Here is a 14,983-nt window from a genome sequence, read left to right on the forward strand (position 1 = left end):
TTTTTACGCATGTCGCTATCCCAAAATCGCTGCGCAGTTTTGGGCGACATGCAGCAAGGAACCTGCCCATGACCGATACGAAAAACCTCACCCAGCTCGGCACCAACGTCGAGGCGCCACAGAGCCCCGAAGCGGCAGTCCTGGAAACCGTGCCGTTTTCGCGCGGCGACGGCCCGCCGGCCATCGTTCGCTTCACCTGCCCGGAATTCACTTCGCTCTGCCCGGTCACCGGCCAGCCGGACTTCGCCCATATCGTCATCGACTACGCACCCGATGCGCTGCTGGTGGAATCGAAGTCGCTCAAGCTGTTCATGACCTCGTTTCGCAACCATGGCGCCTTCCACGAAGAATGCACCGTCATGATCGGCCGCCGCATCATCGCCGCGACCAAGCCGTTGTGGTTGCGCATTGGCGGCTACTGGTATCCGCGCGGCGGCATTCCGATCGACGTGTTCTGGCAAACCGGCGCGCCGCCGGAAGGTGTGTGGCTGCCCGACACCGGCGTCGCCCCCTATCGCGGGCGCGGGTGAGCCTGAGTTTCTGAGGAAAATACGTAGCATCAGTTGAGCGGGAGCCGCCGGTAGCGGCCGGGATTGTTCGGGTCACTGAAATGGCCCATCGGCCCGTGTTCAGCGAAGTGGCCCGCCCAGCGCTTCATCGCAGCCGGATCGAGTTCGACGCCCAGCCCGTCACCCTCCGGCACGCGCACCGTATTGCCCGTCTGGCGGAAAGGACCGTCCTTGATGACATCGCCGATCTGCCAGCGAAACAGCGACTGCGATGCTTCGGTGATCCACGGTGTCGCCGCCACGACGTGCAGATAAGCCGATGTCATGATGCCGAGATCGTTCGAATAGCACCAGAACCCCTTGCCCATCGCCTCACAGGCGGCGATGAATTTCAGAGTTTTCGACAATCCGCCGAGTGCTGCGAAATTGCAGACGAAGTAATCCGGCGCACCGAGCGCGACTGCCCGTCTGATATCCGGGATGTGCGTGGAGAAAGGAATGCGCGAATGCTGGCGCAGCGCTGCCATCTCCTCGAAGGTCGCGACCGGATCCTCGTAATTGCGGATGTTGAATGGCTCGATCTCGCGCAGTACCCAACGCGCTGTGGTCAGCGACCACTGCATGTTGGAATCGAGTTTGATCTGCGCCTTATCGCCAAGCGCCTCGCGCAGCGTGCGCACTGTCCTGATCTCGAGCTCGGGATCGCCCATAATCAGCTTGCCCTCGAAGATCGTCGAGCCGTGCTGTTCTCGCATGCCGAGACAGTAGTCGACGATCGCTTCGGCGGTCATCTCGCCGCCGGCTCCGCCTTGAGCGGCGCGAAAGGCGAAATATTCCGAAAACGGAATGTCCTTGCGCACCGCGCCGCCGAGCAGCTTATAGAGCGGCATACCGAAGACCTTGCCTCTTATATCCCACAGCGCCAGTTCGACGGCGCCGAACGCCACCGTGGCTGCGTTTTCGCCGGTGTTGGCGGTGATCTGCCAGGGCGGCACACAGCGCGCCTCGCAGTCGGCGATGTCGAGCGGATCGGCGCCAATCAGCGCCGGCGCGATCTCGGCCTTGATCACCTCGCCGAAATGCCACCATGGCGCCTCGCCCAGTCCGACCACGCCTTCGTCCGTCTCGACCTCTACGATCGATTTCGAGGCGCCGCCGTAGAGACCAGCCGTCCACCAGAACGGAGCATCGAGCGGGACGTTGACGTGGGTGACGCGGATGTTGCTGATCTTCATCGGTTCCGTTCTCACTCACACTGGTATTGGCTTAGCGCCCATTCGCCGGTCACCGAGAGCAGGTCCGATATCTTCCAGTCGCCGTCGACCTTTTTGAACTTCCATTCCAGCCGGTGCGGATTGCCGGAGACGACGAAGGCGACGACGACCTTGGCCTCGTCGCCCCTGACCGCTTCGATGGTCTTCAGGCTCTTGTCGATCTCCGCCTTGTCGTATTCGGCATTGTCGAGCGCCATGTTGGCATCGAGGCACTCGCCCTGCCCCGACTTGCGCAGCACGTCGCTCTTGTCCAGCACCGACTTTGCCGGGTCGGTGAAATGGCCCCGCTGAGCCGGATCGACCTCGAGCCCGGCATGCTCGTAGAACGGCTTCACCACCGCAGTCGGCGAGCCCGGCTGCACGGGTGCGGCCGGCGCGTTTTCTGCCGGCGGCAAAACTGCGAGCGGAGGTGCCGCATTGTCGGCCGGCGCGTCTGCTGGTGGCGCGCCCAACAGGCCCTGAGCGGCGGCGCTGCTCAATCCGGCCAGCAGGCACGCAGTCGCCAGAACCCAGGGACGGCGGCAAGGCACGGCATCACTCCGGGGGCTGCCCGGCCAGGCATTCGAGCGCACTCAGCGTCCAGCCGCTGGTCTTCGAGGTAATGTCGGCGACCTTCCACTGGCCGTCGATCTTCTTCAACGACCAGACCATTTCGCGTTTGGAATCATCGCCTTCCGGGAAAAGGTTGAACGTCGCCGTCACCTCGGCGCTGTCGCCATTGAGCGTTTCAGCCAGGGTCAGCGTCTTGGCCACGGTCTTCTCGTCATAGTCCTGCGCATCGAGACCAGGGGCGAAGTCGATGCAGGGAACTTCATCCGGATGGTTCTTTGCCGCATTGTCGTTCAGTTCAAACAGTTTCGTCACTGGCGCGGTGAAGCGGTCGCGATATTGCGCATCGGCCTCGAATTTGACCGACGGGACATAAAAGAACTTCACGGCGTTGGCAGCCGGGCCGGCAAACGCGGCCGCCGGCAAGGCCATCGAAAGCGCGGCAACAAAAAGTGGCAGTTTCATGCGTGTCCCCGATTGTTCACTGACGGAAGCTATCAGTACCACGCATCTTGCCCGTCGGCTTTCTTGCGGTCCATGAAATCCTGCAACGCCTCCTCTGCTGGCAACTCAGGCGTTCAGCCAGACATTCTGGAGATCCATCTCGAAGGTTTGGTGGACACCGTAGTCCTTCACCTTCTCGTTCATGTGGCTGAACAGCTTCTGCCAAAACGGCTGAATGATGACGCCCGAATCCTGCAGGATCTGCTCGATGTCCTTCATGACCTCGCGGCGCTTCTCGACGTCGATGAGCGAGAGAGCCTGCTTGAGCTTGGCGTCGAAATCAGGGTTCGAGTAGCCGGTTTCATTCCAGGCCTCGCCGGTGCGATAGCCGAGCGCCAACACCTGGACGCCAAGCGGGCGCATGTACCAGATGGTCATCGAATAGGGGTATTTCGTCCAGTCGTTCCAGAAGGTCGACCCCGGCAGCACGGTGCGCTTCACCTTGATCCCGGCATCGCGCAATTGGCCGGCAATAGCGTCGCCGGTGTTCTTTTGCCAATCGTCCTCGACGGTGATCAGTTCATGCTCGAAGTCGTCCTGCCCGGCCTCCGTCATAAGCTTCTTGGCGCCCGCGGCGTCGCGTGTCTTCTTGGGCAGCGCGTAGTATTCCGGATGAATCGGGCTGACGTGGTGGTTTTCACCAACAGTGCCTCGCCCGGCGTAGCCAAGTTCGAGCACCGCTTTGTTGTCGACGGCCATCTGGAGGGCGTTGCGAACCCGCTTGTCTTCATAGGGCTTGTTCGTGATGTTGGTCCGGGCGACGAGCGTGGTCGCTGTCGCGACCTCCGATTTTACCAGCCCCATCTTGTCGAGAATGTCTATGAAGTCGGCCGGCGTCTCGAAGTTGAGATCGATTTCGCCGGAGTCGAATGCATTTATCGAGGCGTTGAAATCGGTTCCGTAGTCGATGAATTCGACGCCGTCGAGAAGCGCTTCACCGCCCCACCACTTGCCAGTCTCACGACGCTTGACGATCGCTTTCTGGCCGACCGAATAGGACACCAGTTCGAACGGCCCGGTGCCAATCGGCTTCTCGATCGGATTGGCGCCGTCGGCGTCGAAGTTGCGATGGACCACGAGCGCCGGATAGTCGGTGAAGTTCGGGATCAGCGAGATGTCCGGTTCGTTCAGCTTCAGCTTCACCGTGTTGTCGTCGACCTTGGTGATCGCCCCTTCCCTGGCCTTGCCGGTCTTTGCATCGATCAGCGCACCAACGCGCGCGGCCATGGAATTGCCGGCGGCAGCCTTCTCGCACCAGCGCGTCAGATTATAGGCCACATCATCGGCGCCGAAAGCATCGCCGTTGTTCCAGGCGATGCCCTTGCGCACATGCAGCACGTATTCGGTGGCGTCGTCGTTGACCTCCCAGCTTTCGAGCAGAACCGGCTCGAAAGTGAACTGGCGCGTGTAGCGGACAAGCGGCTCCAGCCAACAGCGCGAAATGTTCGCAAGTTCCACCCAGTCGTAGGTGCGCGGATCCTTTTGTGCCTTCACCGACATCGAAACGTGGAGCGTGCCGCCTTTCTTCGGCTCTTCAGCCAAGGCCCGCTGCGGCACGGCGAGGCCGATCATGCCGTAGGCAAAGGCCGTCGATGCGCCGAAGGCGCTTGCGAGAGCCAGAAACTCGCGCCGATCCACACGACCTGCACGAGCCTCGCTGGCCATCGCTTCGATGGCGCTCGGTACGCGATCACCGTTGCTTCTGAAGAGTGTCATTTTTTCCTCCGTTATGGTTCCCATCGGGTCTTCGCCCGTTATCAACTAACGCTGTCCGGCAGTTTCTCCTCGCGCCGCGCAATCAAATCTTTGAGACCATCGGCGATGCCCTCATCGAGCTTCGGCTCCTCGTAATCGGCGAGCATGTTGCGCGCTTTCTCGCGGCCGCGGGTGTCGTGGTCCTTTGCTCCTTCCGCCTTCCACTGTTCGAACGAATTGAAGTCCATGATGCTCGGTATGAAGAAGGCGGACTCGAAATGTTCGAGCGTGTGCTGGGTGCCAAGGAAATGGCCCTGCGGTCCGACCTCGCGGATCGCCGCCATAGCCTCCTTGAAATCGTCGAACGGCAGCCCGCCAGCATATTTGTACCAGCCGACAAGCTGCTCGCAGTCGGTCGCAAATTTCGAATAGCCGCAGGTCAGGCCGGCCTCGAGCCAACCGGCGGAGTGCCAGATGTAGTTGGCGCCGGCAAGGATGGCGGCATGCATCAGCATGTTCGCCTCGTAGCCCGCCTGGGCGTCGTTGAGCTTCGAGCCGACATGGAAACCGGACGTGCGCCACGGCAGCCGATACTTCCGCGCGAGCGCGCCCATGAGATACATCATCTGGGCCGCCTCCGGCGTGCCGCCCATGGGAGCGCCGGTCTTCATGTCGACCGTCACCATGAACTGTCCGTAGATCTGCGGCGAACCCGGACGCAAGAGCTGTGTGAACGCGACGCCCGCCAGCGCTTCGGCATTGACCTGCGCGACCGCACCGACGGCAGAGGCCGAAGTCGAGGCGCCGCAAAGGGCAAAGGGCGCGAGGATCAGCGGCTGGTTGTGGCGCGCATAGACTTTCATCGCGTCCAGCATGGTGGCATCCCAGACCAGCGGCGAATTGCAGTTGGTGATGGCCACCAGGACTGGGTTGTCGCGGACATAGTCCTCGCCGAACACGATGCCTGCCATCGCCATCGTATCTTCGGCTCGATCCTTGGAGGTCACGATGCCCATGAACGGCTTGTCGGAGTGCTTCAGCGCCGAATGGATGATGTGGAGGTGACGCTTCGGCACCGCGATTTCCATCGGCTCGCAGATGATCGAGCTCGACGAATGCAGCGCCGGCGCCATGTAGGCGAGCTTGTGGAAATTGTTGAGGTCGGCGAGTGTGCCGTAGCGCCTGTTGTTGTCGAGGTCGCGCACGTAAGGCGCCCCGTACATCGGCACGAAGATGGAGTTGTTGCCACCCACACGTACGGAACGCTGGGGATTCCTCGCATTGAGCGTGAACTCCGACGGGACCTTCGATACGAGGTCCATCAGCAGGGCGCGGTCTATGCGGACCCTTGTCTCCGAGACATCGGCGCCCGCCGCCTTCCACAGTGCGATAGCCTCGTCGTCGCGGAACTCGCATCCCACCTCTTCGAGGATCGAGAGCGACTCCTGGTGGATGAGCTCCACCGCCTCGTCCGGGACCATCTGATACACCGGAATCTTGCGAACCAGGGTCGGAAATGACGCTACGGGAGCTCCCCGCAGCGCCTTGCGCCCCAGGCGGCCACCCGCGCGACGATTGGTGTGTTCGCTCACTTCAACGGCCGGTGCGTTCATGGAGGCTCCATATTCCTGTTGGTGACCAATCTAGCCAGACAAAATGCAGCTGTGACGCTGGAAAATCCTGATCTCTTGTATAAGCTCAGCTTATGCGAAGCTTGCGCCACCTGCTGCCGTCGGCCGGCAGCCTGATCGTTTTCGAGGCCGCCGGGCGGCTGTCGAGCTTTACCGCCGCCGGGCGCGAGCTCGGCATGACGCAGGCTGCCGTGTCTTATGCGATCCGCAGGCTCGAAGAGCAGCTCGGCGCGAAACTCTTCCAGCGCCGCCACCGGCAAGTCAGCCTTACCGAGGCCGGCGACCGCTTCCATGCCGACGTCTCGCTCGGCCTGTCCCACATTCGCAAGTCGGCGGAAGACCTGCGCCAGATCGCCGTCGGCGCTCATGTGACGCTCGCCGCCTCGACCGCTTTCGCCTCGTTCTGGATGATGCCGCGCCTGCAGCAGTTTCGCGACGAATTGCCGGGCATCGACCTGCGCATCCAGACCGCCGATCGCGATCTCGACATCATCGCCGAGGATATCCCGCTTGGTGTCCGCGGCGGCGAGCCCAGGGAATGGCCGGATTATCATTCGCTGCCGCTGGCCGATGAAGTGATATTCCCCGTCGCCGGCGTTAGTTATGTGGCCCGGTTCGGGCTGCCGGAGCGCGTCGCGGACCTTCCATCGCACCGCCTCATTCATCTCGAAGAGCCGTTTCGCGAGGCCGCCAGCTGGGACGAGTGGTTCGCCTCGGCCGGTGTCGACATCGCCGATGCCGGGCGTGGCTTGCGTATCAACGACTATGCGCTGGTGATCCAGGCAGTGATGGAAGGGCAAGGCATCGCGCTCGGCTGGGGTCACCTCGCCGAGCGGCTGCTGGCATCAGGGCTGCTGGTGCGCGTCACCGGCCACACGATGACGACCGGCAAGGGCTTTCATGTCATCTGGTCGAGGAACCGCGAGCTCAGCGACAACGCCCGCAAGGTGCGGGACTGGCTGGCGGCGCAGGCGTGAGGCTATCCCACAATGCCCGGTCAAACCGTCACGACGATCTTGCCGAATTGTTCGTTGGATTCGAGATAACGGTGCGCCTCGACGATCTGGTCGAACGGAAAGGTCCTGGCGATTGCCGGCTTCAGCGAACCCGAGCTCAGTCCGTCAAGGATGAACGCCTTGGCGGCCTGCAGCCGGACTGGATCGCGCACGATCTCGTGGACGAGATAACCGCGCAGCGTCAGTGTCTTTGCCAGCACTGCAGGTAGCGGAAAAGGTGTCGGGTCGAGGCTCAAGCCGCCATATTCGATGAGAATGCCACCCGGAGCCATCGCTGCCGTCAGAGGCTCGAAGATCGGCCCGCCGACCGCGTCGAACACCACGCGCACGCCGTCCGGGCCGGCGATTTGCTTCAGCCTGGCTTCCAGATGCTCCTCTGCCGAGGCGATGACGTGGGTCGCGCCGAACTCAAGCAAAGCCCGCTTCTTGGCAGATGTCCGTGTGACCGCGATCGGGGTCGCGCCAATCATGTTGGCGATCTGGATCGCCGCAAGTCCGACGCTGCTCGACGCCGCGGTGATAACGACAAAGTCCTCCCTGCCAAGTTTGGCAATGTCGACCAGCGCACCGCAGGCCGTGAGATATTGCATCCACGCTGCGGCGGCCTCTTCCCAGCTCAGCGATGGCGGGTGCTTGACGACGAGCTCGGCGGGATATGTGGCAATCTCACCATAGGCAGGCCAGCGGGCCATCGACAATGGCGGCACCACGCTGACGGCATCGCCCGGCGCAAAGCCGTCCACGCCTTCACCGACCATCTCGACGATACCCGCCGCCTCGAGCCCAAGACCGGAAGGCAACGGCGCGGTCTGGATATATCTGCCTGAACGCAGCAGCGCCTCGGCCCGGTTGAGGCCCAACGCCTTGACACGGATCTGAACCTCGCCCCGCCCAGGCGCGGACATGTCGACATTCTCGATGCGCAGAACCTCGGGACCACCCAGCTCATAAAAACGAACGACACGTGCCATCGGTCACGACTCCAAAATATTTGAACTGAATGTGCTATGCCAGCGGCGATCAGGCGGATAAATGGCCGTTTGAGTAGATCAGCAGAAACTGTGGGTTTTGAATATGGATCGCCTTACGAGCATGGCCGTGTTCGTCAAAGCCGTCGACCTGGGCTCGTTCGCGGCCGCGGCCGCCGCTCTCGATCTGTCCGGGCCGATGGTCGGCAAGCATGTCCGGTTTCTCGAGGAGCGCCTGGGCGTGCGCCTCATCAACCGGACCACGCGCCGCCAAAGCCTGACGGATTTCGGGCGCGCCTATTATGAACGCTGCCGGCTGGTGCTTGCTGAAGCGGAGGCCGCGGATGCGTTGGCGGCCGACCAGCTTGCCGAGCCGCGCGGAAAGCTGCGTGTGCTCATGCCGATGCATTTCGGCCGGCGCTGCGTTGCCCCGATCCTGTTCGGGCTTGCGCAGCAATATCCCGCGCTGGAACTTGACCTATCGTTCAGCGATGCCATCGCCGATCTCGTAGAGGATGGCTGCGACTTCGCTGTCCGCACGGGCGATCTGGAGGACCAGACCGGGGTGATAGCGCGTCGCATCGCGCGCCAGCATATGGTCGTCTGCGCGTCGCCGCCCTATCTTGAGCGGCACGGCCAGCCGCAGCAGATAGATGACCTCGGCAGCCATCATGCGATCATCTACCGCCGTTCCGGGCGTGCCGTTCAGCCGTGGCTGTTTCCGCACAACGGCCAGCCCGCGATGGAGGTTAAGCCCGTCGGCAGATTATGGCTCGACGATCTCGATGCCATCGCCGATGCCGCGGCCGCCGGCATGGGGCTCGCCTGGCTGCCATACTGGCTGGTGCGCCAGCGCATCCAGGCGGGCGCGCTTGTCCCGCTGTTGCCGGAACAGCCGAAGTTTCTCTACGACGTTCATGCCGTTTGGTTGCAGACGCCACATCTGCCGATGAAAGTCCGCCTTGCCGTCGACGCACTGGCGGCAGCGCTGCCCAAGCTCATGAGTTGAGTGCACGAGCGCGTTCAGCTGCGTGGATTTCCTCAATTCCGCCCTCCCGCATCGACCACGAATCCGCCTATAGTGCTGCCATGCCCATCCGCCAGCTTTCCGAAACGATGATCAACCAGATCGCCGCCGGCGAAGTCATCGAGCGTCCGGCAAGCGTGGTCAAGGAACTGGTCGAGAATGCACTCGACGCCGGCGCGACGCGCGTAGAGATCGTCACCGCCGGTGGCGGGCTGAACCTGATCCGCGTCAGCGACGACGGCTCGGGCATTCCGGAAAAGGAACTGGCCCTGGCGATTGCGCGCCATTGCACCTCCAAGCTCGCCGACAACATTCACGACATTCGCTCGCTTGGCTTCCGCGGCGAGGCCTTGCCGTCGATCGGCTCGGTGGCGCGGCTGTCGATCCGCTCGCGCACCGCGTCCAGTGAAAACGCCGCCGAGATCGGCATCGACGGCGGCCGCGTCTCCGCCGTCAGGCCGGCGGCGGCCAATCGCGGCACCACGGTCGAGGTGCGCGACCTGTTCTTCGCCACGCCGGCGCGGCTCAAATTCATGAAGGGCGAGCGCGCCGAAAGCTCGGCCATTGGCGACGTGGTCAAGCGCATCGCCATCGCCTTCCCCGCCGTGCGCTTCACCCTGGCCGGCCCGGACCGCTCGACGCTGGAGCTGCCGGCGACCGACGACAGCCCGGAAGGCCGGCTGCGCCGTGTGGCGCAGGTGATGGGCGCCGACTTTCCGGACAATGCGATCGCCATCGACGCGATGCGGGACGGCGTGCACCTCGCCGGCCATGTCTCGGTCCCCTCCTTCACCCGCGCCAACGCGCTACAGCAATACGCCTATGTCAACGGCCGCCCGGTGCGTGACAAATTGATCGCCGGCGCCATTCGCGGCGCCTTCGCCGACGTGCTGCCGCGCGACCGCCATGCCGTCACCGTGCTGTTCCTGACGCTCGATCCGGCGATCGTCGACGTCAACGTCCATCCGGCCAAGGCAGACGTGCGCTTCCGCGACCCGGGGCTGGTGCGCGGGCTGATCGTCGGCGCCATCCGCGAAGCGCTGGCCAATGCCGGCATCCGCGCCGCCACCACCGGGGCCGCCGGCATGATGGCGGCGTTCCGGCCAGGCGCGGCATCCTATGCGCATGGCGGGCCGGCCAACGGCCACCGCAGCTACGAGGCCGCCTATCGGGCCTCCGGCTTTGCCGGGTTCGATCCTGGCCGCTCGCCACAGCGGCCGCTCGATGTGGGCGGCGGGTTCGGCGAGGACGAGCAGACGGCCTTCGATGCCGGACCGCTGCACAGTGCCGACGCGCGCGCCGGCCAAAACGAAGCGGCGGAGACGCTGCTCGGCACGGCATTGGGCGCGGCGCGCGCGCAAGTGCACGAGAATTATATCGTCGCCCAGACCAGGGATTCGCTTGTCATCGTCGACCAGCATGCGGCGCATGAGCGGCTGGTCTACGAGGCCTTGAAGAACGCCCTCCACTCACGCGCGGTGTCGTCGCAGATGCTGCTTTTGCCGGAGATCGTCGATCTGCCGGAGGAAGACGCCGAGCGGCTTGCCATGCATTCCGAGACGCTGGCCCGGTTCGGCCTCGGCATCGAGCGCTTCGGCCCCGGCGCCGTTGCGGTGCGCGAGACGCCGTCGATGCTCGGCGAAACCAACGTCCAGCAGCTGGTGCGCGACCTCGCCGACGAGATCGCCGACAACGACACAGTCGACACGCTGAAAGGGCGGCTGGACAAAATAGCCGCGACCATGGCCTGCCACGGCTCGGTGCGTTCCGGCCGCCTGCTCAAACCGGAAGAGATGAACGCGCTGCTGCGCCAGATGGAGGCGACGCCAGGCTCCGGCACCTGTAACCATGGCCGCCCGACCTATATCGAGCTCAAGCTCGCCGACATCGAGCGGCTGTTCGGGCGACGGTAGGGCCTGCGGCTTACGACGTCCGCTGGCGCAGCCCCCTCTCCGGCCGCTCCGCGGCCACCTGTCCCCCAGTTTGGTGGGGGCGAGGAAACGCCAATCGCCAAAGGCCGCAATCTTGAAAACCTTGGGTTCCTCGCCCCACAAGGTGGGGAGAGGTGGTTTGCGAAGCAAACCGGAGAGGGGAAATCAAAAAGAGCCGTTCGATACGGCTCTTTTTAATTCAAGCAAGCCTCCGAACCCTCTGACTTACCTCTTCAAATTCACGACGACGATGCCGCCCAGCGCCAGCGCCCCGCCGACTATGCCGAGCAGCGTCGGCACCTCGCCCAGCCAGAAGAAGCCGATCAGCGTCGCCACCGGCGACACCAGATAAAGGAAGTTTGAGGCACGCGCCGCCGGCAGCCGGGAAAGTGCGGTTGCCCAGGCGGCATAGGCAATCAGGCTGGGTACGATGCCGAGAAAGATGACCGCGCCGAGCCCGGCGGTATCGGCGGCCGCCGCCTGCGCCAGGCCGCTCGGCAGGAACGGCGACAGGCAGAGCGCTCCAAGCACCATGTTCGAGGCCGAGATGGTCAGCGGGTGGTGGCGGGCAAACAGCGGCTTCTGGACGATGGTGTTGACGGCCGAGCACAGCGCCGAGCCGAGGACAAGCAGCGCACCGCTGTTGAAATGCAAGCCTTGCCCCTCGCCTATGGCGATGATGCCGATGCCGGCGAAGGACAGGAATGTGCCGGCCCAGGCCAGGCCCGAGAAGCGTTCGCCGAGCAGTGCCATGGCCATGATGGCGGTGAAGATCGGGCTGACATTGATGATGAAGCCGGCCGCACCGGCCGAAACGGTCAGTTCGCCGAAATTGAGCATCACCGTGTAGAGCGCGACGAAGACGGCACCACCGAAGGTAAAGCGCCAGAGTTCATCGAGCCTGGGCAGTACCGGCCGCTTGACCGCGAGGAAGATCGCCGCCGGAACCGCGGCGATGGCAAAGCGCAGCGCGCCAAGTTCCAGCGGCCCGAAGGCGGCAAGGCCGGCGCGGATCGCCGGAAAGGCGGAGGCCCAGCCGACCACCGTCAGCGTCACCGCGATGGCAGCCTTGGCATCCATGCGCTGTGTCGTATTCAACGTGCCGGTGTAAGCGCTCATCTGGGTGTCCTCGCGATCCAATGCCATGAAGTAGAGAAACGCTATTGCGGGCCGGTTGACAAACGAACAAATCGAGGATCAGCTGTGACTATGGATCACAGCTTAGACCCGATGCTGCCGCTCGAAACACTGCGCGCCTTCGACGCCGCCGCTCGGACCGGCAGCTTTTCGGCGGCGGCCGAGAAGCTCAACATTACCCACGGCGCCGTCAGCCGGCAGATCGCCAAGCTCGAGGGCTGGCTCGGGCTGAAAGTCTTCGATCGCGGCGCCCGCGGCGTCTCTCTGACCGTCGAAGGCAACCGCCTGCATCTGCGCACCACGGAAGCCTTTGCCCTGATCGCCAGCAATTCGGACCGTTGGGTCGAGCCGCGCGGTACGGCGGTGGTGCGGCTGACCTCGATCCCCTCGGTCAGCGGGCTGTGGCTGATGCCGCGCATGGCGGCGCTGGAGAACCACCCGTCCAAGCTGCGCATCGTGCTCGACGTCGACATCCGCCAGGGCGATCTTGCCGACGAAGGCATCGACCTGTCGATTCGCTGCGGGCGCGGTCGCATTCCGGGCCGGATCTCGGTGCAGCTTTTCGAAGAATATGTGTTCCCGGTCGCCTCGCCGGAATTGGCCAGGGAGATCGGCCGCGGAGATCCTGCCCGGCTGCTCGACTATCCGGTGATCAACGATTCCGACGCTTCGGCCTGGCGCGCCTGGTTCGCCGCGCAGGAGATGGACTATCGGCCGCGGCCGCACGACCGCCGTTTCGAGGACTACAACCTCGTGCTCGACGCCGCCGCGCACGGGCTCGGCATTGCGCTGGCGCGTCCGCCGTTGACGGTGGACCAATTGAAATCGGGCCGCATCGTCGCCGTGGACGAGCGCACTGCGCTGAGCCCGATATCTTACTGGCTCGACCGGCCGTTGGGGCGCCCGCGCGCCGCCGCCGCCGAACTCGCCCGGCGCATCGCCGTCCAGGCCGGGCTGCCAGCGGAGAAGATCGAAGAGTTTATCATCGCCGAGGAATGAGATGCCTAACGCGCGTCGCGTTCGACCGGCCTGATGCGGCGCGCTTCAGGTACTTGTGTTTATGCATGTCGCGCAAAACCGCTGCACACTTTTGCGCGACATGCATTGGCATCCGCTTTGCCGGCTTGTTCGAACAAGTGCCGCCAGAAACAGAACCAGGCAAAGCCAAGCGAGCTTGACCTCGCCGCAATTTGTGGCGATGACATCGTCATGAATTTCGGCACCACCCCATGATGAACCGTTTCGAAGGCCCCGGCGGCAAGGAAGCCCGCATCCGCTATCTCGACGGCGACTTCCAGGTGACCAGCCCCGGCGCCTTCGTGCGCTGCGCGGTGACCGGCGAGAGCATCCCGCTCGACGAGCTTAAATATTGGAGTGTCGCCAGGCAGGAACCTTATGTGAACGCCGCTGCCTCGCTGCGCCGCGAGATCGAAGCGCATCCGGAACTACGCCGCCGACGCTAGTCCGACGCAAATGGAAGCCGCCCCGTTGCGACCCTTCGCGCTCTGCCGCGGCGTCAGGCCGGCAACACCGAAACCTTAGAGATTATCTTGAAATAAAAAACCCGCCTCGGGGCCGAGGGCGGGTCGTCGGTGAATCATCACTATACCCAAATTAGTAGCATAGCTGCCGGCACAAAGCAAGAACAAAATACGTTCGACCGGCGGAAAGTTGCAAATTCCAGTCCCCGCATCGCGGTGCTGAGCTGCTGGTCAGCCTTTAAGCCGGCGCTGCCGCCAGGCATCCAGCGTCTCGTCGATGATGCGTTGCGGCACGTGGCCGAGCTCGAAGACGGTGTCGATCTCCAGCACGTCGAGCCCGTCGAGGAATTCCGGCGGTGCTGCGCCGTGACGCAGGCGGGCAGCGTCCTTGGCGGTGGTAATGAGGCCAAGACCGGCTTTACGCGCCGTCGCCGTCAATTCAGCAAGCTCGTCCGCACTGTAGAAATGATGGTCAGGAAATGGTCGGGTCAGCGCAAGCTCGCCGCCGGCCTCGCTTACCGTGTCGAAAAACTTGTCGGGATGGCCGATGCCGGCGAACGCCAGGAACCGCCTGCCGGCCAGCGTCACCTTGCTGGTCGGCGCGGTGTGCGCCTCGAAGATCGGCCTGCCGGCGCGCGCTGCCTGGCGCACGACCGTATCGGCCGCAGTGCCCTCGCCCATCTTCAGCAAGGCGCTGGTGAAGACCAGTTGGTCGACGATGTTTGCCCGCAGCGGCCCGCCGGGGATGACGCGGCCATTGCCGATGCCATGGCGCGCGTCGACGACGACGAGCGCATAGTCGATGTGGATGCGCGCGCTCTGAAAACCGTCATCCATGATCAGGAAATCGCAGCCGAGCTTCTCCAGCAGAAGCCTGGCGCCGGCGGCCCGGTTCGGCGTCACCGCGACCGGCGCGTGTTCGGCGAGAAGCAGCGGCTCGTCGCCGACATGCTTGGCGGCGTCGTGGTGCGGATCGACGATATGCGGCTGGGCGAAGGAGCCACCATGGCCGCGCGACAGGAAACCCGGATTGAGCTGCATGCGCCGGGCCTGCTCGGCCAATGCGATCGCCACTGGCGTCTTGCCGGTGCCGCCGACGGTGAAGTTGCCGACGCAGAGCACCGGCGCCTCGACCTTTTCGCGCGGCGCGTGCCGCATGCGGCGACCGGCGACGAGCGCATAGACGGCGGAGAGCGGCGACAGCGCCGTCACCCGCCAGTCCGGCTCTTCCCACCAGAAGGGTGGCGCTTCCGAGGTCACG

General features: G+C 63.9%; 14 protein-coding genes. 6 read left to right on the forward strand and 8 right to left on the reverse strand.

Annotated features, from left to right (window positions below):
• Nucleotides 1-68 precede the first annotated feature (68 nt).
• Nucleotides 69-530: a preQ(1) synthase gene (gene queF / locus NKG60_RS20005; protein ID WP_023674394.1), complete on the forward strand. Its 462-nt coding sequence runs from the start codon at nt 69-71 to the stop codon at nt 528-530.
• Nucleotides 531-559: 29 nt separating this feature from the next.
• Here the strand turns inward: queF and NKG60_RS20010 are convergent, their stop codons facing one another.
• The 5 genes from NKG60_RS20010 to NKG60_RS20030 all read right to left on the reverse strand — a co-directional run bounded on the left by NKG60_RS20010 (nt 560) and on the right by NKG60_RS20030 (nt 6,144).
• The gene (locus NKG60_RS20010; RefSeq protein ID WP_352663040.1) at nt 560-1,744 is read right to left on the reverse strand and encodes a mandelate racemase/muconate lactonizing enzyme family protein; all 1,185 of its coding nucleotides are present in this window, start codon (nt 1,742-1,744) and stop codon (nt 560-562) included.
• Between the two features lie 11 nt (nt 1,745-1,755).
• A complete protein-coding gene (locus NKG60_RS20015) occupies nt 1,756-2,313 on the reverse strand; it encodes a hypothetical protein (protein WP_352663043.1) in 558 nt (185 codons plus the stop codon).
• Nucleotides 2,314-2,317: 4 nt separating this feature from the next.
• The gene (locus NKG60_RS20020; RefSeq protein ID WP_352663046.1) at nt 2,318-2,797 is read right to left on the reverse strand and encodes a DUF3828 domain-containing protein; all 480 of its coding nucleotides are present in this window, start codon (nt 2,795-2,797) and stop codon (nt 2,318-2,320) included.
• A gap of 105 nt (nt 2,798-2,902) precedes the next feature.
• Nucleotides 2,903-4,552 (reverse strand): ABC transporter substrate-binding protein, encoded by a 1,650-nt coding sequence (locus NKG60_RS20025; protein ID WP_352663049.1) that lies wholly within the window; start codon nt 4,550-4,552, stop codon nt 2,903-2,905.
• A 41-nt stretch (nt 4,553-4,593) separates the two neighbouring features.
• On the reverse strand, nt 4,594-6,144 hold the full coding sequence (locus NKG60_RS20030) for a trimethylamine methyltransferase family protein (RefSeq protein WP_352663052.1): 1,551 nt from the start codon (nt 6,142-6,144) through the stop codon (nt 4,594-4,596).
• Nucleotides 6,145-6,236: 92 nt separating this feature from the next.
• On the opposite strand from NKG60_RS20030, the gene NKG60_RS20035 reads away from it, so the two are divergent.
• The gene (locus tag NKG60_RS20035; protein WP_352975381.1) at nt 6,237-7,139 is read left to right on the forward strand and encodes a LysR substrate-binding domain-containing protein; all 903 of its coding nucleotides are present in this window, start codon (nt 6,237-6,239) and stop codon (nt 7,137-7,139) included.
• Between the two features lie 20 nt (nt 7,140-7,159).
• Here the strand turns inward: NKG60_RS20035 and NKG60_RS20040 are convergent, their stop codons facing one another.
• Nucleotides 7,160-8,149 (reverse strand): zinc-dependent alcohol dehydrogenase family protein, encoded by a 990-nt coding sequence (locus NKG60_RS20040; RefSeq protein WP_352868096.1) that lies wholly within the window; start codon nt 8,147-8,149, stop codon nt 7,160-7,162.
• A 103-nt stretch (nt 8,150-8,252) separates the two neighbouring features.
• Between NKG60_RS20040 and NKG60_RS20045 the strand changes: the two genes are divergently transcribed.
• Together NKG60_RS20045 and mutL are read left to right on the forward strand one after the other, a co-directional pair.
• Nucleotides 8,253-9,155 carry a LysR family transcriptional regulator gene (locus tag NKG60_RS20045; protein WP_352663061.1) on the forward strand — a complete coding sequence of 301 codons (903 nt, stop codon included), beginning with the start codon at nt 8,253-8,255 and terminating at the stop codon, nt 9,153-9,155.
• An 80-nt stretch (nt 9,156-9,235) separates the two neighbouring features.
• A complete protein-coding gene (mutL, locus tag NKG60_RS20050) occupies nt 9,236-11,086 on the forward strand; it encodes a DNA mismatch repair endonuclease MutL (RefSeq protein WP_352663064.1) in 1,851 nt (616 codons plus the stop codon).
• 243 nt (nt 11,087-11,329) lie between these two features.
• On the opposite strand, the gene NKG60_RS20055 is transcribed toward mutL, so the two are convergent.
• Entirely contained in the window at nt 11,330-12,223 is an 894-nt protein-coding gene (locus NKG60_RS20055) for a DMT family transporter (protein WP_352663067.1), read from the reverse strand.
• Nucleotides 12,224-12,313: 90 nt separating this feature from the next.
• Between NKG60_RS20055 and NKG60_RS20060 the strand changes: the two genes are divergently transcribed.
• Entirely contained in the window at nt 12,314-13,240 is a 927-nt protein-coding gene (locus NKG60_RS20060) for a LysR substrate-binding domain-containing protein (RefSeq protein WP_352663070.1), read from the forward strand.
• A 230-nt stretch (nt 13,241-13,470) separates the two neighbouring features.
• Nucleotides 13,471-13,704 (forward strand): DUF2093 domain-containing protein, encoded by a 234-nt coding sequence (locus tag NKG60_RS20065; RefSeq protein ID WP_031211156.1) that lies wholly within the window; start codon nt 13,471-13,473, stop codon nt 13,702-13,704.
• 249 nt (nt 13,705-13,953) lie between these two features.
• On the opposite strand, the gene lpxK is transcribed toward NKG60_RS20065, so the two are convergent.
• Entirely contained in the window at nt 13,954-14,982 is a 1,029-nt protein-coding gene (lpxK, locus tag NKG60_RS20070; protein ID WP_352663073.1) for a tetraacyldisaccharide 4'-kinase, read from the reverse strand.
• Nucleotide 14,983: the final 1 nt, after the last annotated feature.

Origin of the sequence: Mesorhizobium sp. M1428 (genome assembly GCF_040317515.1) — a bacterium.
Classification (GTDB): Bacteria; Pseudomonadota; Alphaproteobacteria; order Rhizobiales; family Rhizobiaceae; genus Mesorhizobium.